The sequence below is a fragment of the Burkholderiales bacterium genome (assembly GCA_015075645.1).
Classification (GTDB): Bacteria; Pseudomonadota; Gammaproteobacteria; order Burkholderiales; family Casimicrobiaceae; genus VBCG01.
This window is the reverse complement of record JABTUF010000003.1, coordinates 108,871-128,451: the sequence shown is the minus strand read 5'-3', so window position 1 is coordinate 128,451 and position 19,581 is coordinate 108,871. Positions and strand designations below refer to the sequence as shown.

The window sequence follows — 19,581 nt, the reverse complement described above, 5'->3', positions numbered from 1 at the left end:
GACTTCTGATCCGGTATGGGCGCCGCGCGCTCAGCGTGCGTCCACGATGCGGGCTTCGCCGGGAAACGTTGCCGGCGCCGTCGTCGTCGAACTCCCGGGAGACAACGCCGCCCCAACTCGCGCCGCAGGAGCCACACCGAACGGGAGCCGCTCGACCGGCACGTCAGGCGGCCACGCGCAGCAATGACCGCAGGAACTCAGGCGCGAAGTCAGCGCCGTTCGGCCACACCAGCGTGCGAAGCTCCGGGTGCAGAATGACCTGCCGGAACGTCTCGACATCCTTGAGCGGTTCGAAAACGGGTCCGTCCAGTTCGCCGGACAGATCGACTTCGCCTTGTGCATCGTCGCTGAATCGGAGCCACAACGTATGACCTCCGACGTAACGACATTCCGCAATGTGGGGCAGCATGACGTCGCTCCAGTGGTTCGATTCGCGGCAACGGCTGTCTCGCCCGAGCCAGCGCCCAGCATTCCCGAAGCTCGGCCCGATGCAAGTCCCGCCACTCCATCACATGCGCGAGCGCCCGCTTCGGAAACTCGCCGCTGACACGCCCGGACTCGATCTCGACCGTCACCTCGATGCCGCCATAAACGGCGTGAAAATGCGCCGGTCCGTGATCGCGGTAGTACATCGCGATGACAATGCCGAGGAAGCGGCTCAGCTCGGGCATCCTCCATTGTAGCGCCGGGCGCCCGGCGTCGGCCCGGAGGACGCACGATCCCGGTTGGCTGTCGGATGCCGAGAATCATCGCCTGTGCGTTGACGCGAATCGCGCAATCTCGTCGTCCAGCGTCCGCGCCGGACGCCACCCGGTCGCCGCGCGAAACGAGGCATCGTCGACCTCGAGCGACCCGGCCACCCGGTCCACCGACGCGCCGCGGCCGGCGAGGCGCCCGGCGAGCCGCAACAGCGGCACCGGCACGTACGCGAGCGGCACCGGCACGCCCAGCGCCGAGGCGATCGAACGGACGAGTCCGGGCGTCGAGACGGGAACGTCCTCGGCCACGAAGTGCACGCCGGCGGGCGGCGGAGTCGCATCGAGCGCCGCGGCGAACGCGTCGCACAGGTTGGCGAGCCCGATCACGCTGCGGCGATTGTCGATCGCGCCGAACGGCAGCGTACGGCGTTTCGCGATCGCGTCGACCAGACGCGCGAGGTTGCCTCGCGCGCCCGGCCCGACGACGAGCGGCAGGCGCAGTACGACGACCGCCATCGACGAGCGTTCGGCGGCGTCGGCGAGCGCGACCTCCGCGTCACGCTTGCCGCGCGCATAGGCATCGGCGGGCGCCGGAGGATCGCCTGGCCCGAACGGCCGCCCGGCGGGCGTGCTCTCGCCGTTCACCTTGACGCTGCTCGCGAGCACGAAGCGGCGCACGCCGGCATCCACCGCGGCGCGCGCGATGCGTGCGGTCGCCTCGACCGTCATCTCGCGGTGCAGGCGCTCGAGGTCGGGCCCTCGCTCGTCCATCCGGTGTGCGCGCGACGCGAGGTGCACCACGGCGTCCGCGCCGGCGAACACGCCGGCGAGCGCAGCGGGCGATGCCTCCTCGAGCGCGCCGAGCGCGACCGCGCCCTCCGGTGCGCCGCGACTATCGCGCACGACGGGGCGGACCACGCGGCGGTCGGCGCGGAGCCGCTCGACCAGCGCGCGGCCGATGAACCCCGCAGCGCCGGTCACGACGACGGCGCGCGACGGCGTGCGCGGCGCTAGAACCATTTCCAGCCGTGCTTGCGGTAATAGCGCCAGCCGCCCCGCACGAAGTGGCCGACGTGCCGCACACCCTTGCGCGCCGCGGCGCCGCCGTGGTGCACCACCTCGAACGACGGCACGTACGCGGTTCGCGCGACCCGGTTGAGTCGCGCCGTCCAGTCGTAGTCCTCGAAGTACAGGAAGAACGCCGGGTCGAATCCGCCGGTCTGGTCGATCGCCTTGCGCCGCACCAGCATGCATGCGCCCGACATGGCCGCGATGTCGACGATCTCGCGCGCGGGATCGGGATCGATGACGTCGCGCATCTCGTAGCGGTCGAGGCGGCGGCGGAAGAGCGCGCGCCCGATCCCCGGCAGGAACCCGCGCAGCGCGAGGTCGAGCACGGCGGGCTTGCGCTTGACGAGGTAGTCGCGCGTGCCGTCGCGGCGCTTCACGAGCGGCGCGATCGCGCCGACGTCGGGATGCGCATTCATCCAGCGCACCCCGTGGGTCACCGCTTCGGGCGCGAGCTCGACGTCGGGGTTGAGCACGAGGTGATAGTCCGCGCCGCTCCCGTGCAGCACGAGGTTGTGCGCGGCGCCGTAGCCGATGTTCGCGTGTCCGTGCAGGAAGCTCTGCTGGACGCCCGAGTCGGCGAAGCGCGCCTTGCCGAGGTCGATCACCTTCGCAGCCACGGCGCGGTCCGCGCTGTTGTCGACGAGCGCGACGTTGACCGTGCGCACGATACCGGACTCGCGCGCGGCGCCGATCGACACCGCGAGCTTGCGCAGGCAGCGGTCGAGCAGGTGGAGGTCGGGCCGGAACGTGACGATCGACACCTGCAGCGACGAGGGGACGACGGTCTCGGTGACCAGCGGGACGCCGCCGTCGTCGGCGGTGGAGGTGGACACGTGCGGTCGGTGGAGTAGTAGGGTCAGACTCGACTTGCTTGCGCAATCCCGACCTTTCGACGCCGTTCCAGGAAAGTCGAGTCTGACCCTGCTTTTCCGGGGGAGCGGAAAGGGTTGCGCTAGAATCCTTGCAATCCCTCGCGGCGTCAACTTCGCGCCGGCGCCGGGGCGCCGGATGCGCGCATGACCCGCGACGAACGCCGATACCCTGCCTCCTCGCTCGTGACGTTCGCGCACGCGCTCTTCGCGCGTGCGGGCGTCCGCGACGACATCGCCTGCGACATCGCGGCCGTGCTGGTCGACGGCGACCTCCTCGGGCACACGACGCACGGACTCGCGCTGGCCGCGCCCTACCTCGCGGAACTCGCCCAGGGGACGATGGCGAAGACGGGCGAGCCGCAGGTCTTGCGCTCGATGCCGGCGGCGCAGACCTGGGACGGCGGCAGGCTCCCCGGCCCGTGGCTCACGCTGCGTGCGCTCGACGCGGCCGCGGCGATGGCTTCGAGCGAGGGCACCGGAACCGTGGCGGTCCGCCGGTCGCACCACATCGCCTGCCTCGCGGCGTACCTCAGACGCGCGACCGACCGCGGGTTGATGGCGATCGTCATGAGTTCCGATCCGGTCGCGGCGAGCGTCGCGCCGTTCGGCGCGGTGAGCCCGGTGTTCACGCCCAATCCGATCGCCGCCGGCATCCCGACCTCGGGCGATCCGATCCTGCTCGACGTGTCGGCGAGCCTCACCACCAACGGCCTCACCGCGCGGCTCTATCAGGCGGGCGGGAAGTTGCCGCACGCCTGGGTGCAGGACGCAGTAGGCAATCCTACCGACGATCCGCGCGTGCTGTTCGAGGAGCCGAAGGGCACGCTGCTGCCGCTCGGCGGACTCGACGCCGGGCACAAGGGCTACGGACTCGCGCTCCTCGTCGAGGCGATGACTGCCGCGCTCACCGGATTCGGCCGCGCCGACCCGAAGGAGGGCTGGGGTGCGACGGTGTTCGTGCAGGTGTTCGATCCGGGCGCGTTCGGCGGCCTTCACGCGTTCCGCCGCCAGATGGACTGGCTCGCCGATGCCTGCCACGGCGCGACGCCGCGGCCTGGCGTCGAGCGCGTGCGCCTGCCGGGAGAACGCGGACTGAAGTTGATGCGCGAGCAGCTCGCGACCGGCGTCACGCTGCATCCGGCGATCCTGCCCGCGCTCGAGCCCTGGGCGGCGAAGCTCGGGGTCGAAATGCCGCTATCCGCGTAGGCGGGTGACGCGCCCGCGACGGCCCCGGTCAGGCGAGCACCGAGAACGCAGGCACGACGAGCATCACCGCGACCGCGACCCAGGCCCAGAGCGCGGGGTCGGCGAAGTCGAGCCACCCCGGACTCGGGCGGCAGGTGCGGCAGCGCGCGGGGGGGCGTGATTCCATGCGCCCATTGTCCGGACCGCGACTCACCGATCGGGCACCGATCGGCCGCGTGCGGCGATCAGCGTGCGGCCACTCGCCCCGCGACGACCCTGGGGATGCCCGCGAGATCCCGGCGGATCGCGATCGCGTCGAATCCCGCCTCCGCAAAGAGGGTTCGGACCTCGTCGGACTGATCATGCCCGTGCTCGACCGCGAGCCATCCTCCGGGCACGAGCCGCGCGGGCGCGCCCGCGATGATCGTGCGCAGTGCATCGAGACCGTCGCCTCCCGGCGTGAGCGCGTGCGCCGGCTCGCGCGGGAGATCGCCCCGGGCCATGTGCGGATCGTCCTCCGCGACGTAGGGCGGATTCGCGGCGATGGCGTCGAAGGGCGGAGCATCGTCGGGCAGCGCGTCGAACCAGTCGCCCGCGCAGAACGACACGTTGGTGAGACGGTGCCGCGCCGCGTTGCCCCGCGCGACGTCGAGCGCGGCCTCCGACGCGTCGGTCGCGACGACTTTCGCGAGCGGGCGATGCGCGGCGAGCGCCAGCGCGATCGCGCCCGAGCCGGTGCCGAGGTCCGCCACGCGCGTCGCGCGATCGGCCGGCAGGCGCTCCAGCAGGACCTCGACCAGCGTCTCGGTCTCCGGCCTGGGGATCAGCACCGCCGGCGTCACCGCGAGGTCGAGGCCGTAGAACTCGCGCCGGCCCGTGAGGTAGGCGACCGGCTCGCCGTCGCGGCGGCGCTTCGCGAGCGCGAAGAACGCCTCGGCCGACGCGCGCGGAAGCTCGTCGGTCGCGTGCCCGATCAGCCACGCGCGGTCGACGCCGAGCACGTGCGCGAGCAGCACCTGCGCGTCGACCGGCACGAGGCCCGAGCGCGCCATCGCCGCCGACACCGTGCGAACGCCCTCGCCGGGCGCGCGCCGGATGCCGGAAGTCATGCGTAGACGGCGAAGAGCCGCAGCCGCCGGTCGTAGTAGCGGCCCCAGCCTTCGTCGGCCATGCCGATCTTCGCGAGGACGTGTTGCGAGGCGCGGTTGCCCGGGTGCGTCACGCCGATGATGCGCGAGAGCCCGACGTCGTCGAAGCCGTAGTCGCGCAGCGCGGCCGCACCCTCGGTCGCGAAGCCCTGGCCCCAGGCCTCCGGGACCAGCCGATAGCCGATCTCGACGTCGCAGGACTTGCCCGCGTACTTGAGCGAGAACCAGCCGATGAACGCACCCGTGTCGCGCCGCGACGCGCGCCAGATGCCGAGGTCCGCGTAGAGCCGCGAGTAGCGCAGCGCGCGCGGGAAGATCGCCAGCGTCTCCTCGCGCGTGTGCACGCGCCCGTCGCCGATGAACTTCATCACGCGGCGGTCGCCGTCGAGCCGCACCACGTCTTCGACGTCCCGCGGCACGAACTCGCGCAGGTCGATCCGCAGCGTCTGCAGCCACGGCAGACAAGCCCTGCTCTTCACGCCTCGCCTCCCAGAGCGGCGAGCTGCTCGGCCTGGAACTCGCGGCGCAGCGCGTCGACGATCTCGTCGAGATCGCCCGCCATGATCGCGTCGATCCGGTAGAGCGTCAGGTTGATGCGGTGGTCGGTGACCCGGCCCTGCGGGAAATTGTAGGTGCGGATGCGCTCGCTGCGGTCGCCCGAGCCGATCAGGCTCTTGCGCGTGGCGGCCTCCTTGCGCTGCCGCTCGGTGCGCTCGCGGTCGAGGAGCCGCGTCGCGAGCACGCTCATCGCCTGCGCGCGGTTGCGGTGCTGCGAGCGGTCGTCCTGGCACTCGACGACGAGGCCGGTCGGCAGGTGGGTGATCCGCACCGCCGAGTCGGTCTTGTTGATGTGCTGCCCGCCCGCGCCCGACGAACGGAACGTGTCGATGCGCAGGTCCGCGGGATTGATCTCGATGTCGGCGATCGGATCGGCCTCGGGCATCACCGCGACCGTGCAGGCCGAGGTGTGGATGCGACCCTGCGCCTCGGTCTCCGGCACGCGCTGCACGCGGTGTCCGCCCGACTCGAACTTGAGCTTCGCGTACGCGCCCTCCCCCGCGATGCGCACGATGGCTTCGCGGTATCCGCCGAGCTCGGAGGGCGACGACGACACGAGCTCGACCTTCCAGCCTTCGCGCTCGGCGTAGCGCGTGTACATGCGCAGCAGGTCGCCCGCGAAGAGCGCGCTCTCGTCGCCGCCCGTGCCGGCGCGGATCTCGAGGAAGACGTTGCGCGCGTCGTTCGCGTCCTTCGGCAGCAACGCGGTCTGGAGGTCGCGCTCCAGCGACTCCATCCGCTCGCCGGCGAGCCGGCGCTCGTCGTCGGCGAACGCGCGCATCGACGGATCGGCGGCCATCTCTTCGGCGGCGGCGACATCGGATTCGGCCCGCCGCCACGCCTCGAACCGCTCGACCACCGGCGCCACCTCGGCGCGCTCCTTCGCGCAGGCGCGGAAGCGCTCCATGTCCCCGGCCGTCTCGGGCGCGGCCAGCAGGTGGTCGAGTTCCGCGAGGCGCGTCGCGAGCTGCTCGAGTCTCGTGCGCAGCGTGATCTTCACCGTGGGCCCGTGCGGCCGACGCCGGAGCCCGGCCCGAAACGCGGTTCGGAACCCGGCCCGGGACGCCGCAGCTAATCGTGCAGCTTGTAGACGCGCTGGAACAGCGCGATCAATTCCGCGCGCTCGGCGTCGCCCGCCGAGTTGAGCGCCGACAACGGCGCGTGCAGGAACTTGTTCGCGAGGCCGCGCGCGAGCGCCTCGATCACGCGCTCCGGCGACGTTCCGTTCGCCAACATCCGCCGCGCGCGCTCGAGCTCGAGTTCGCGCAGGTCGTCGACGTGGCCGGAGAGCGCATGGATCGTCGGCACGACGCTGCGGCCCTCGAGCCAGTTCAGGAACTGGCCGGCCTGCTCGGCGATCATCGCCTCGGCCTCTGCGACGGCCTCGCGGCGGATCGCGAGATTGTCCTTGACGATCGACGAGAGATCGTCGACCGAGTAGAGGAACACGTCGTCGAGGTCGCCCACCTCCGGTTCGACGTCGCGCGGCACCGCCAGGTCGACGATGAACACCGGCACGTGCCGACGCGCGCGGATCACGCGCTCGATCAGCCCCTTGCCGAGGATCGGCAGCGTGCTGGCCGTGCAGGTCACGATCATGTCGAACTGCGGGAGCCGGTCGGGCAGTTCGTTCAGCAGGATCGCGTCGGCGCCGATCCGCTCCGCGAGCGACTGCCCGCGCTCGTGCGTGCGGTTCGCCACCGTGATCGACTTCGGCTTGCGCGCGACGAAGTGGCTCGCCGCGAGTTCGACCATCTCGCCCGCCCCGATCAGGAGCAACCGCTGGTCGGCGATCGACGGGAAGATGCGCTCGGCGAGCTTCACCGCGGCCGCGGCCATCGAGATCGACGCGCTGCCGATGTCGGTGTGCGTGCGCACGTCCTTCGCGACCGCGAAGGTGCGCTGGAACAGCCGGTGCAGCACGAGGCCGAGCGAACCCGCGGACTCCGCGGTGCGCACCGCGAGCTTCATCTGGCCCAGGATCTGCGGCTCGCCCAGCACCATCGAGTCCAGTCCCGACGCGACGCGAAACGCATGCGGCACCGACTGGTCCTGCCCGAGCGTGTAGAGGTGCGGCCGCAGCGTGTCGCAGGCGAGCCCGTGCACGTCCTCGAGCCAGCGCGCGACGCGCAATGGTTCGCCGCCGCGGAAGTACACCTCGGTGCGGTTGCAGGTCGACAGGATGGCCGCCTCGTTCACCGAGCACGCTCCGGTGACATCGCGCAGCGCGTCGGCGAGCGCGTCCTGCGCGAACGTGACCCGCTCGCGCACGTCGAGCGGCGCGGTGGTGTGGTTGAGGCCGATGGTGTGCAGCGACATGGCGCGGCCGGCGGCCCGAGGCGGACGACCGGAACGCCGGCATTCTACCCCTGCCGCCGGGGTCGTGGCCGCAGGTAGTTGATTTCGATCAGTATTCCCCGCCAATGTCGGCGATTCGGAGCCGCCCGCCCAGCCGCCCCGTCCCTGCCGACGGCTCAGGCCCGGATGAACTCCGCGCGCCCCCCGAGCCAGCGCTCGACGTGCGCCCGCGCGGCGTCGGGGAACTTCGCCAGCATCTCGTCGGCGGCGTCGCGCGCCTGCTCGATCAGCGCGACGTCGCGCTCCAGGTCGGCGAAGCGCAGCATCGGCACGCCCGACTGCCGCGCGCCGAGGAACTCGCCGGGGCCGCGGATCGCGAGGTCCTGCCGCGCGATCTCGAAGCCGTCGTTCGTCTCGTAGATCACCTTGAGCCGCGCCTTCGCGGTCTCGGAGAGCGGCTCCTCGAACAGCAGGATGCACACGCTCTCCGCCGCGCCGCGACCCACGCGGCCGCGAAGCTGGTGCAACTGCGCGAGCCCGAAGCGCTCGGCGTGCTCGATCACCATGACCGACGCGTTCGGCACGTCGACGCCGACCTCGATCACCGTCGTCGCGACGAGCACGGAGAGCTCGCCGCGCACGAACGCGTCCATCACCGCGGCCTTCTCGGCCGGCTTCATCCGGCCGTGCAGCAGGCCGACCGAAAGGCGTCGGGCTGAAGCCCGACCCACCGGAAACGCCGTGGGTGGGGCTTCAGCCCGACTCGCCCCTCCTCCCCCGTGGGTTGGGCTTCAGCCCGACTCGCCGCCCCATCCCCCGTGGTCAGGCTTCAGCCGACTCGCTCCCTCCTCCCCCGTGGGTCGGGCTTCAGCCCGACGATCTTCATACGCCGCCGACAGCTCCGCATGCAACGCGACCGCCGTCTGCAGTTCGAGCGTCTCGCTCTCCTCGATCAGCGGGCACACCCAGTACGCCTGCGCGCCCGCCTCGCAGCGCTTGCCGACGTAGTCGACGATCTCGGCGCGCCGCTTCTGGCTCGCGAGCCGCGTGACGACCGGCGTGCGCCCCGGCGGCAATTCGTCCAGCACCGACACGTCCAAGTCCGCGTAGAAGGTCATCGCGAGCGTGCGCGGGATCGGCGTCGCGCTCATCATCAGCTGGTGCGCGTCGGCCAGCCCCTTGCCGCGCAGCGCGAGCCGCTGCGCGACCCCGAAGCGGTGCTGCTCGTCGACGATGACGAAGCCCAGCCGCGGCAGCTCGACACCTTCCTGGAAGAGCGCGTGGGTGCCGACCGCGAACTGCGCCTCGCCGCTCGCCAGGCGCTCGCGCGCGCGCTTGCGCTCCTTCGCCGGCAGCGAGCCCGACAGCCACGCGGCCTCGACCGGCAGGCCGGCGAGCCAGGCGGCGAGCTTGCGGTAGTGCTGCTCGGCGAGGAGCTCGGTGGGCGCCATGAACGCGACCTGCCGCCCGCTCTCGATCGCCTGCAGCGCGGCGAGCGCCGCGACCACCGTCTTGCCGGAGCCCACGTCGCCCTGCAACAGGCGCTGCATCGGCATCGAGCGCTTGAGGTCGTGCGCGATCTCGCGCCCCACCTTCTGCTGCGCGCGCGTGAGCGTGAAGCCGACGCGGTCGAGCAGTTGCTTCTGCAGCGCACCGGTCCCGGTCAGCACCGGCGCATTGCGCTTCGCGCGCGCCGCACGATGCGCCTTCAATGACAACTGCTGCGCCACGAGCTCGTCGAACTTGAGCCGCGTCCACGCCGGGTGCGTGCGCGCGTCGAGCGCCTTCTGCGTCAACGCGGCGAGCCTCGGCGGCGGCGCGTGCAGGAACGACACCGCGTCGCCGAACTTCCACAGCGCGCGCCGCCGCACGATCTCCTCGGGCAGCGTCTCGGTCAATCGATCCGGGTGGCCGGCGATCGCCCGCGCCACCTGCTTGCGCAGCACCTCCTGCGAGAGTCCCGCGGTCGTCGGGTAGACGGGCGTCAGCCGATCGTCGAGCGGCGCGCCCTCGTGCACGACCTTGAACTGCGGGTGCACGATCTCCGGCCCGAAGTAGCCCTCGCGCACGTCGCCGTAGACGCGCACGCGCGCGCCCTGCGCGAGCGCCTTCTGCTGGTTCGGATAGAACGAGAAGAAGCGCAGCGTCAGGCCCGCGCGCCCGCCTCGTGCGTCGACCTCCTCGATCCGGCAGACGAGCTGGCGCCGCGGCCGGTACGCGATGTCGACATTCGCGACCGTCCCCTCGGTTTGCACGGTCTCGCCGACCTTCACTTGCGCGAGCGGCACGAGCCGCGTGTGGTCCTCGTAGCGCAGCGGCAGGTGCAGCACGAGGTCTTCCTCGCGCGCGATGTCGAGGCGGGCGAGCTTGTCGGCGAGGCTTTCGGCGCGCTTCGGGGCGGCTTCGTCGCGGGGCGGCTTTCGTCGGGCGGCCATGCGGGCCTGGACCACAAGATGGTGGGTTGCCCGCGTCCAGGTCTTCATTCCGACCTCGCGGCCGTGACGACCCGACCCAGGCGGCAGCCGCCGATTCTACTAGGATCGCGCAACCAGACCGAGCTCGATTCGCCAGGCCCTCGGCGTGGCGCGTCTGGAGCATCACGCCCGATTCGACCCAGGACTAGGCCGTGGTCACGGACACCCGAGCGCCTGCTTGACGCCCACGACGATCGCCTCCGCCTGTGCTGAGATCTGAGGCAGATCCTTGCTGAGGAGTGAAACCTGCTGGAAACCGCCTGCCGCCTCGAGCAGCATTCTCCTGCTCGCATAGCCAACGACGATCGCGCTTAGCGAGTTGGCGACGAAGCAACGCGCAGTCTGGGTCCGGAAGCTGTTGCGGATGAACGTTGTCGCCGCGGTCCGCGCGATTCCGAGGTGCATTTGCGCAGTGGCGCCAGACTCCGTCGCCGCCGCGAACAGCTGTTGCCCTACGTACTTCAGACCTTGTTTGAGTGGAATGGCAAGATTCCCGGCCTCCACGCCTGCGAGTTCCTGGGACGCCGCGAGCGCACTGGGGAAGAACACCGCGAAGGTCCCGGCCGCGGCGACGGCGCCCAGCGTTGCCGCCTGACCCCAATCATTCGCAATGCCCAAAGCCTTCGTGCCGAACGTGGTCCCTATCCCGACCGCCGCCGAGGCCCACGCGGCTTGCGTGAGCGTGAGCGTGAGCAGGTTCTCGCGGCCGGTGGGATCGATCCGGCCGACCGGATCGCCTGCGGCATACAGGTATCGGTGAAGCGTCGACGGATCCTCGATGTCGCCCGCCACCGGATCCGTCGACGTGAACCGGCCGATCGACGGATCGTAGTAGCGCGCGCGGTGGTACTGAAGCCCGACGACCGGATCGAACGCCTCGCCGGCGTACCGATAGGGGTTGGGCGTGCTCCCGACCGAGGCGAGCTCGACGCCGAACGCGTCGTAGGTGTAGCGATCACTGACGTCGCCCGCGGCCGTCGTGAGCTGTCGGACCGAATGCTGCGCATCCCGCAGGTAGGCGTGCGTGCCGGCGCCCACCTCGGTGCGCTCGAGCAGCGCGTGGCCGTAGGTGTAGCTCACCGTCGTCGCGGCCGTCGTCTCGGCGACGACCTGCGCCATCGCGCCCGGCAGGTCGGGGCCGCAAGGACATCTCGACGCGGGCAGCGCCTTGTCGACGAGATACGCGGTCGTCACGCCGCCGGCGCTCCGGCTGATGCGAATGCCGTCTGCGTCATACGCGTAGCCGACCGTCCCCGACGGGCCGCTGACCGCGGTCAGTCGGTCCTCGCCGTCGTGGAAATACGTGTCGACGACGGCACCCGCGGTGCGGCTCGCCAGGTTGCCGTTCGCGTCCCAGCCGTAGCTTACCGTCGCGGCACCGGTCACCCGCGAGACCAGGCGGTCGTCGGCATCGTACGCGTAGTCGGTTGCCGTTCCGCCGCGCACCATCTTCGTCCGGTTGCCGGCCGCATCGTACGTGTAGTCGATCGCGTACGCGGGGAGTCCGGGTTCCTCGATCTGCTCGCGCGTGAGCCGGTCCGCCGCGTCGTAGGTGTAGCGAACCGTCCTTCCCGTGGTCGCGGGACCGGACTCGTCGACTCGGGTGCGGTGGCCCGCCGGGCCGAGCGTGTAGACATACGCGGCGATCGGCCCGCCCGGACCGGCATGCGCGAGGGAAACCAGACGGTCGAGCGCGTCGTGGCCATAGGTGGTCGTCACGCCGTTCGGGCGCGTCACTCCGGCGAGATTGCCGATCTCGTCGTACGCGTAGGTCGTCACGCCCGAGGCAGCGGCGACCGTGGCGAGGCGCCCGAGCGCGTCGTAGGTGTAGGACGTCGTCCCGTGCGGCGAACCGAACAGCGTCACGTTGCCCGCCGCGTCGCGCGTGTAATCGAGCACGTCGCCTCCTGCCTTCGTCTCGCGCACGAGGCGTCCGCGAACATCGTAGACGTAGCTGTCGCCGCCGGCCGACGTCCGGCGGCCGGCCGGGTCGTACGCGTACGTCGTGACCGCTCCTCCGGGAAGGACCTTTCGCACCACGCGATTCATCGAGTCGTGCACGTACGTCGTCACGCGCCCACCGAAATCGGTTCGACTCACCAGATTGCCGGCGGCATCGTAGGTACGTTCCTCCTGCTGTCCGCCGGGCCGCGTGAGCGTGAGGAGCCGGCCCGCCGCGTCGTAGCCGTAGGAGGTCGTATGCCCGTTCGCGTCGCGATGACGGGTCCGGCGACCCGCGGCATCGTAGTCGTAGGTGGTGATGCCGCCTTCGGGATCGGTGACCGATGCGAGCCGGCCGGCGTCGTCGTAGGCTCGGTGCACGACGCGGCCGGCCTGGTCGGTTCGCGCGACCGGCTGGCCCGCGGCATCGTAAGCGGTGGACGCCGTGCTTCCGTCGGGGTAGGTCGTGGCCAGCAGGTTGCCGGCGCTGTCGTAGGCGTACTGCCAGATCCGGCCGAGCGGGTTGGTGATGCGGATCGGGCGCAGCGAGCCGTCCAGATCGCGCGTCGTCGTCCTTCCAAGCGGGTCGGTCACCGACAGCTGTCCGGGCGCGTATCCGAACGTCGTGGCGTTGCCTCGCTCGTCGGTGGACGAGGTCTGCCGTCCCGCCGCGTCGTACGTGGTCTCTCGCGTCGTTCCGTCGGCGAACGTCGTGCGCGTCGTTCGCCCGAGCGCGTCCCGCAGGAACGCCGTCGTCGCGCCGGCCCGGTCCGTCGACGACACGACCCGCCCTTCGGCGTCGTAGCCGGTGAGCTCGGTCGTTCCGTCGGGGTTCGTCGTCTTCACCCGCCGCGCGAGAGCGTCGTACTCCCAGGTCGTCGTGCGTCCCAGGGGATCGGTGCGGCTCGTCGGCCGGCTGCCGTCGCCCACCGCGCCGTAGGCGATCGTCGTCCCATTGCCCATCGGGTCGACGACCTTCACGACGCGACCCGCGGCATCGTGGATGCGCAACGTCGTCCCGCCGAGCGGATCGGTCAGCGAGACCCGACGGTTCGCAGCGTCGTAGGCGTAGCTCGTCGTGTTGCCGAGCGGATCGGTCGTCGAAACCAGATTGCCCGAGCCGTCGTGCCCGAAGAGCGTCACTCGGCCGAGCGGGTCGGTCGACGAAGTCCGATTACCGGCGCCGTCGTAGGCGTGGCGCGTCACGCCGCCCTCGGGATCATCGACGCGCACGAGGTTGCCGCTCACGTCGTACGTGTGGGTCGTGATCCGGCCCTCCGGATCGGTCGCGACCAGTACCCGGCCCTGCGCGTCGTAGGTCCAGGTCCGAAGGTTGCCGTCCTCGTCCGTCTCAGTCAGCACGTTGTCGCGCGCGTCGTAGGTGCGCACCAGCGTCCGCCCGAGCGGATCGGTCCGAACGAGCGGATTGCCTCGCGCGTCGAACGTGGTCGTCCACAGTCCACCGAGCGCGTCGGTCCTCGCGACCAGGTTCCCGTCGGCGTCGTAGTCGTAGACGGTCGGCCATCCGAGCCGGTCGCGGACGATCTCGCGCGAGGCGCCGAGGTCGTGCGTGTAGGTCACCGTCGCGCCGTTGGCGTCGGTCATCGACACCAGGCGGCCGCCGGCGTCGTAGTCGTTGCGGATCGCCCGGTTCCCCGAGGGATCGAGCGCCTCGATCAGGTTGTGCGCCCGGTCGTACAGGTAGCTCGACGTCCGCCCGGTCGCATCGGTCCGGCTCGCGAGGTCGCCATTGGCGTCGTAGGCATAGGTCTGGACATGGCCGAGCGGGTCGACGATCTGCGTGATGCGCCCCTGCACATCGCGGGTGAAGGCCACGCTCTTGCCGGACGAGTGCGTGATTCCTTCCGGGCCGAACACGAGCGTGTTGCCGTTCGTATCGGTCATCCGTGTGACGCCGTCGGCCCGGTGGATCTCGATGACCGTCCCGTTGGCCGCCGTGTAGCGGAAGCGCGTCGGGTCGTAGTACTCGAGCGTCGTGTCGTCAACGAGGACCGTCGCCGCGCCGTCGTCGAGGATGATCAGGTCGCGATTGCCGAGCACTTCGAGCGCCCCGAGCGTACCCGGGCGCGCGACAAACCCCGTGACCGTCGTGAAATCGAGCGAACCGATGTTGGCGGTCGGCGACACGACCATGTCGAATTCCTCGATGCGACCGTCGGGCAGCGTGACGCTGATCTTGTGCTCGGCCGTGGGCGAAAGACTCACCGTCGGACCGGACACCGTCCTCAGCCAACCCGTGCCCAGGACGCGGTTGGCGCGCAACCGGAGCGTCTGCAGACCGAGTCGCCAGCCGACACCGAAATCGCCCTTCGCCTTGTCGCGGCTGTCGTAGGTCCGCGACACGGTGATGGGCAGCCCCGCCATCGGTACCTGCAGGTCGATGAAGGTCAGCGTGAACAAGCCGATCTTGCGCTGCCCCTTCGCCTGCACCGTCGCGCTCGTCTCGGTGACGTTCTCGCCCCGGTCGAACACCCGCAACCGCAGCGTGTAGAGGTCGTTGACGAGCACCGTCGGATCGAAGGTCCCGAGCACGCCGCCCGCGACCGGCGACGTGCCCTCGCCGATCACCGTCCACGCCTCGTCGCCCGCGAGCGCGAACGCGAGTTCGTAGCGCAGGAAGTTCGGGTCGGTCGCGGTGCCGGTGACGTCGACCGGGCCGTTCACCGAAGCCCCGTCGGCGGGCGCGTCGATCGCCGCGACGGGCGGCGTCGCGTCGCCGGGCGCGAGCGCCGACACCGCGATGGTCGCCTGACCGGTCCTGCCGCCGATCGTCGCCGAGACCGTCGCCCCGCCTGCGGTCTTCGCAAGCGCGACACCGGTCGCGTCGACGCTCGCGATCGCCGGTGCGGAAGACAGCCAGGTCGCCGCGTACGTCACGTTCGCGCTGGTGCCGTCGTCGAACACCGCGGTCGCCTTGAACGCCTGCGTTTCGCCCGCGAGCCGCGCGAGCGGTCCCGGCCCGGGCTCGACGACGACCTGCGCGACCGGCTTCGCGAGCGGCGCGCCCGCCGACACCGTCAGCGCGACCGGCGGCGCGGAACCGGGCAGCAGCATCGTGCCGAAGTCCGGCGACTGCGCCAGCACGTCGCCCGCGGGCACGGTCGGCGAGAACACGGTCGACACCGACGTCGTGAGCCCCAGCGCGCCGATCGCCGCGTTCGCCTGCGCGAGCGTCTTGCCGACGACGAAGGGCACCGCGACCGGCTGCGGACCCTTGGACACGGTGAGGAACACCGCGGCGCCCTGCGCGATGTTCGGCGCGCCGGCCACCGGATCCTGCGCGAGCACGGTGCCGGCGGGCGACGCGTCGGCCACCTCCTGCAACAGCTGCGGGTCGAGCGCCGCGGCCACGACCGCCGCATTCGCGTCCGCGAGCATCAGGCCGACGACGTTCGGCACCGCGGCGCCGGTCGTCGTGAGATTCACCATGAACGACTGCTCGGCGTACGCGCCCAGCGAATCGGTCACGCGCAGGACGACGAACGTCCAACCCCAGCCGCACGGGTAGCCGTAGGAGCCGCAGGTCGGCTCGAAGCGGATGCGTCCGCCCGCCTCCATCGTCACCCACGCCGGCGCCGAGACGAGCGACCAGGTCAGCGTATCGCCCGCATCCGGGTCGATCGCGGTCGGCTGGTAGTAGTTCGTGACGAGGCCGCCCGGCGGCGTCGGGGCGAAGCGCTGCAGCAGGCCGGACGGCGGCGTCGACGTGATCACCGGCGGCCGGTTCGCCGGCGCGATCTTCACGAACACGGTCGCAGGCGCGCTCTCGCCGGCGCCGTCGTCGATCGCGTAGGTGAAGCTCGTGCCCTCGGTCTCGCGCGGGTCGCCGACCGTTCCCTGCTGCGCCGGGTTGCGGATCTGCACGGGAACATTGGCGTTGAGCTCGGCGTGGCCGTTGCCCGAGAAGTCGCCGTTGACGAAGTTGACCTGCGGATGGATCGCCGGACCGGGGAGCCAGTCGTTCGGCGCGCCGCGGAGCATCAGGTAGCTCAGCCGGTCGGGACCGGATACGTTGGTCGCGACGATGTCGACGTGGCCGTCGGCGTCGGCGTCGACGAGCTGCACGTCGTGTCCGGTGTAATAGCCGCCGTGCAGCCCCGACGAGGGATGCGACGCGCGCACGGCGCCGGTGCGACCGTTCAGCACGACGATCTCGCTGTGCGAGTTCGTGACGACTTCCGGCACGCCGTCGCCGTCGAGGTCGTACACCTGCGCGTTCGCGGTCCCGGAGTAGGCGGCCGCACCCATGCCGATCTGGCCGGGGATGAACGCGTAGGTCCAGCGGATGCGCCCGTCGGCGCCGATCGCGTACACCCTGCCCTGCGTGTTCCAGACGAACTCGGGCGCGCCGTCGCCGTCGAGGTCGGCGATCGTGAGCCACGAGGTCCAGTAGGTCGGCAGCCGGATGCGGCGCTTCTCGGCGCCGGTCGCGCCGTCGAGAATCAACAATCCGTTGAACTTGTAGAGGTCGCCTCCGTATTGCCCGCGCGGGCTCGCGCCGCTGCCGGTCTTGTCCATCGCGAGGACGTGGACGACCTCGGGGCGGCCGTCGCCGTCGAGGTCCGCCGCGAGCGCCTGGATCGGCTCGATCTCCGATTGCCACAGCAGCGTCCAGGCGCCGCCGACCTTCTTCCAGACGTCGCTGCCCGACACGATCTCGGGCGCGCCATCGCCGTCGACGTCGACGGTGAACGGGGCGAGCTCGCGCGTCGGGTCCCACGATGCCTGGGAGAGATTGCTCGGATTGGGCGCGGTCAGGATCGACTCGATCGTGCCGTCGCTGCGCATCAGGATCGTCGCGCGGCAGGCGACGTTGTCGTCGGCCGCGAGTCCGGTGAGCGCCCGGCAGCCGGTGCTGCGCGCGGGGCCGGTCACCGGCTGGTAGTAGCCGGCGTCGGCGCGCAGCGTCTGGCGGAACAGGATCGTCGGCGCGGCGCCCGGCGCGAGCCGCGCGACGTGCATGCTCGCGTACTGCGCGCCCGCGTACACGTGCTGGAAGCGATCCTCGGTCGACGGCGGCGCGCCCGGCGCCAGCACGTCGCCGAGCGGCCGCGAGACGCGCTCGGACATCCACTTGACCGCGCCCGTGCGTCCGTCGAGCGCGAAGATACGGTCGGCCGGCGCGTAGCCGGCGGCGAGGATGTTGCTGTCGCGCTCGCAGGACCCCAGGTTGCCGATGTACTCCGGCACACCGTCGTCGTCGACGTCCGCGAGCGCGGGTGCGGTGGTGGTCGCGAATCCGAAGCCGCAATCGGCGTAGCCGGTCCGATCGATGTCCCACAGCGTCGCGCCGGTGCGCAGGTCGACCGCCCGGTGGCCGACGAACTGGCTCGACAGCACGAGGTCCGGATAGCCGTCGCCGTTGACGTCACCCACCACCGGGAACGTGTTGACGATCTGGCCGGATGCATCGTTGCGCCAGGCTTCGGCGAGCCCGAACGCGGGGGCGGGCACGCTCGAGGGCGCGACGAAAGTGAACGCGCCGTTCGCGTCGAACGCCGAGAGCGTGCCGAGCGCGGGGTCGGTCTTCTTCACCGCCGACACCGGCCCGCCCGACGGGTTCTGGTCGTTCGCAAGCACGCCCGGCGCCGGAACGACCAGCGTTTCGCCGACCCGAACTTCGTAGGCGTCGTCGACCGCGACCGGAGCCGCCGCGGGCAGGAGCGTCAGGGTGAACGACGTCTGGTCGGTGAGCCCCGCAACGTCGCGCACGCGCACCGTGACCGTACGGTCACCCGCGCTCGCGCCCGCCGTCGGCCAGCGCAGTTCGTTGCCCGAGATCGTCATGCCCGGAGGGCCGGCGACGAGCGAGAAGGTCAGCGTGTCGCCCAGGTCGGGATCGCTCGCGACGATCCGCCGCACGAAGGTCGCGCCGCCGCGCACGACTTCGTTCGTCTGCGGCGCGATCGTCGGCGGCCGGTTCGTGTGCACGACCGTGACGTTGAAGCTGCGCGACGCGCTCGCGCCCGCTCCGTCGGTCACGCGCACGGTGAACGGATGCGTGCCGAGTTGCGCGGACGTCGGCGTCCAGTCGAGGAGCGGCGGCGGCGCGAGCGATGCGCCCGCGGGCGCGGCCGGCAGCGAGTAGGCGAGCGCGTCGCCGGCGTTCCCGTCCTTCGCCTCGAGCACGATCTGCAGCCTCGTTCCCAGTTCGATCGTGCGGTCGGCGATCGAGGCGAGCTGCGGCGCGCCGTCCTGCACCGTGACCGTCGTCGTCGCGCTCGCCGAGAGAGCGCTGTCGTTCGCGGTCAGGCGCAGCACGTAGGTGCCCGGCGCGTTGAACGACACCGACGACGTCGGCGAGGCCGGGTTCGCGAAGCTCGCGAAGGCGCCGGGCGGCCCAGAGTCGAGCGTCCACGCGGTCGAGAGCGCACCCGGCGGGCTCGGTAGCCCATCGTCGGTGGCGCTGCCCGAAAGCGTCGCGGCGGCCGGCAGCGTGATCGTCTGGCCCGGCCCCGCGCTCACGATCGGCGCGAGGTTCCCCGTGCCCCCGTTGTCGGTCCGAACATCCGCGTCGATGCGCAGGTGCAGGTACGTGTCGTCGACCTGCACGAACACGGCGACGATGTCGGCGTTCGGCGCGCCGTCGCCGGTCGGATCGCCGACGGCCGGAGGCACGCCCGCCCAGTCGCCGATCGCGCCATCGCGCACGACGTCGGAGGCGGCCCACGCGAGCCCGGCGAACGCGAACACGAACAGGATGCCGGCGAGCCTCGCGCGTTCCGGATGACGGCGCGCGAACCGGACGGCCAGCCACGCGACCGCGAGCGCCAGCGGAATCGCGGTCCAGGGCGCGAGCGGCACCGCAACGGCGGCGCTGCTCGATCCGTTTCGGAGCGTGACGAGGAACGAAGGTGTCGCGTCCGCGCCCGCAGCGCCGTCGCTTGCAACCGCCACTGCCTTCATGACGCCCGACGGTGGCAGCAGGGACCTCGGAATCGACCACTCGACGACGGCCGAGCCGCCGGCTCCCGCGCCGAGGCCGACCGGCCAGTCGCCCGGGTCGACGACGACCGGCGCGCCGAGCGAGCCACCGGTGCAGGTCTGCCGATCGACGCGGTCGACGTAGGCGCCGGTCGCCGTCGTGACGATTCGCGCGGTGACGACGAGTTCGATGCCGGTCAGCGCGCCGTTCGCCGTCGCGACCGGGCATCCGGTCGCGCCCTGGTCATCGGTGTCCAGCAGCACCCCCACCGAATGCGTGGCGGCGGAGGTCGCCCCGACGAGTGCGCAGGCCGCGAGACCGAGGGCCAGCGAGCGCAGCGACGTCAGCAACGAAGGCATCCGGTGTGTCGGGCAGGTAACGCGAGCACGC

At 71.4% G+C, this 19,581-nt stretch carries 12 protein-coding genes and 1 pseudogene; 1 reads left to right on the top strand and 12 read right to left on the bottom strand.

The genetic code is table 11. The features are described 5' to 3' along the window. Window positions 1-163 precede the first annotated feature (163 nt). The 4 genes and pseudogenes from HS109_07470 to HS109_07455 all read right to left on the bottom strand — a co-directional run bounded on the left by HS109_07470 (window position 164) and on the right by HS109_07455 (window position 2,602). Window positions 164-409, bottom strand: a complete 246-nt coding sequence (locus HS109_07470) for a DUF2442 domain-containing protein (GenBank protein ID MBE7522208.1) — start codon at window positions 407-409, stop codon at window positions 164-166. Window positions 410-416: 7 nt separating this feature from the next. After that, window positions 417-671, bottom strand: a pseudogene (locus HS109_07465) (DUF4160 domain-containing protein). Between the two features lie 75 nt (window positions 672-746). Then, complete coding sequence (locus tag HS109_07460; GenBank protein MBE7522207.1) at window positions 747-1,718, bottom strand: NAD-dependent epimerase/dehydratase family protein; 972 nt, start codon at window positions 1,716-1,718, stop codon at window positions 747-749. Then, window positions 1,709-2,602: a glycosyltransferase gene (locus HS109_07455; protein MBE7522206.1), complete on the bottom strand. Its 894-nt coding sequence runs from the start codon at window positions 2,600-2,602 to the stop codon at window positions 1,709-1,711. The genes HS109_07460 and HS109_07455 overlap by 10 nt, the downstream gene beginning before the upstream one ends. A 183-nt stretch (window positions 2,603-2,785) precedes the next feature. Here HS109_07455 and HS109_07450 point away from each other — a divergent pair, with 183 nt between their 5' ends. Then, a complete protein-coding gene (locus tag HS109_07450) occupies window positions 2,786-3,847 on the top strand; it encodes an Ldh family oxidoreductase (GenBank protein MBE7522205.1) in 1,062 nt (353 codons plus the stop codon). A gap of 28 nt (window positions 3,848-3,875) precedes the next feature. Here HS109_07450 and HS109_07445 read toward each other — a convergent pair whose 3' ends face one another. From HS109_07445 to HS109_07410, 8 genes are all read right to left on the bottom strand, one after another. Next, a complete protein-coding gene (locus tag HS109_07445; GenBank protein MBE7522204.1) occupies window positions 3,876-4,013 on the bottom strand; it encodes a hypothetical protein in 138 nt (45 codons plus the stop codon). A gap of 58 nt (window positions 4,014-4,071) precedes the next feature. Next, complete coding sequence (prmC, locus tag HS109_07440; GenBank protein ID MBE7522203.1) at window positions 4,072-4,878, bottom strand: peptide chain release factor N(5)-glutamine methyltransferase; 807 nt, start codon at window positions 4,876-4,878, stop codon at window positions 4,072-4,074. Between the two features lie 53 nt (window positions 4,879-4,931). Further along, window positions 4,932-5,453 carry a GNAT family N-acetyltransferase gene (locus HS109_07435; GenBank protein ID MBE7522202.1) on the bottom strand — a complete coding sequence of 174 codons (522 nt, stop codon included), beginning with the start codon at window positions 5,451-5,453 and terminating at the stop codon, window positions 4,932-4,934. Further along, the gene (gene prfA / locus HS109_07430) at window positions 5,450-6,532 is read right to left on the bottom strand and encodes a peptide chain release factor 1 (GenBank protein MBE7522201.1); all 1,083 of its coding nucleotides are present in this window, start codon (window positions 6,530-6,532) and stop codon (window positions 5,450-5,452) included. Before prfA ends, HS109_07435 begins: the two co-directional genes overlap by 4 nt. Before the next feature lie 71 nt (window positions 6,533-6,603). Continuing rightward, window positions 6,604-7,851: a glutamyl-tRNA reductase gene (locus HS109_07425; GenBank protein ID MBE7522200.1), complete on the bottom strand. Its 1,248-nt coding sequence runs from the start codon at window positions 7,849-7,851 to the stop codon at window positions 6,604-6,606. 155 nt (window positions 7,852-8,006) lie between these two features. Continuing rightward, window positions 8,007-8,510 carry a hypothetical protein gene (locus tag HS109_07420; GenBank protein MBE7522199.1) on the bottom strand — a complete coding sequence of 168 codons (504 nt, stop codon included), beginning with the start codon at window positions 8,508-8,510 and terminating at the stop codon, window positions 8,007-8,009. A 111-nt stretch (window positions 8,511-8,621) separates the two neighbouring features. Continuing rightward, the gene (locus HS109_07415; protein MBE7522198.1) at window positions 8,622-10,265 is read right to left on the bottom strand and encodes an ATP-dependent DNA helicase RecG; all 1,644 of its coding nucleotides are present in this window, start codon (window positions 10,263-10,265) and stop codon (window positions 8,622-8,624) included. A 195-nt stretch (window positions 10,266-10,460) separates the two neighbouring features. Continuing rightward, complete coding sequence (locus HS109_07410; protein ID MBE7522197.1) at window positions 10,461-19,550, bottom strand: PASTA domain-containing protein; 9,090 nt, start codon at window positions 19,548-19,550, stop codon at window positions 10,461-10,463. Window positions 19,551-19,581 lie beyond the last annotated feature (31 nt).

Coding starts and splice junctions, on each gene's coding strand:
- HS109_07410 (MBE7522197.1), bottom strand. CDS start 19,550: ATGCCTTCGTTGCTGACGTCGCTGCGCTCGCTGGCCCTCGGTCTCGCG.
- prmC (MBE7522203.1), bottom strand. CDS start 4,878: ATGGCGCGCTCGGGCCTCGTGCCGGTCGACGCGCAGGTGCTGCTCGCG.
- HS109_07450 (MBE7522205.1), top strand. CDS start 2,786: ATGACCCGCGACGAACGCCGATACCCTGCCTCCTCGCTCGTGACGTTC.
- HS109_07420 (MBE7522199.1), bottom strand. CDS start 8,510: ATGAAGCCGGCCGAGAAGGCCGCGGTGATGGACGCGTTCGTGCGCGGC.
- HS109_07445 (MBE7522204.1), bottom strand. CDS start 4,013: ATGGAATCACGCCCCCCCGCGCGCTGCCGCACCTGCCGCCCGAGTCCG.
- HS109_07470 (MBE7522208.1), bottom strand. CDS start 409: ATGCTGCCCCACATTGCGGAATGTCGTTACGTCGGAGGTCATACGTTG.
- HS109_07425 (MBE7522200.1), bottom strand. CDS start 7,851: ATGTCGCTGCACACCATCGGCCTCAACCACACCACCGCGCCGCTCGAC.
- HS109_07415 (MBE7522198.1), bottom strand. CDS start 10,265: ATGGCCGCCCGACGAAAGCCGCCCCGCGACGAAGCCGCCCCGAAGCGC.
- HS109_07460 (MBE7522207.1), bottom strand. CDS start 1,718: ATGGTTCTAGCGCCGCGCACGCCGTCGCGCGCCGTCGTCGTGACCGGC.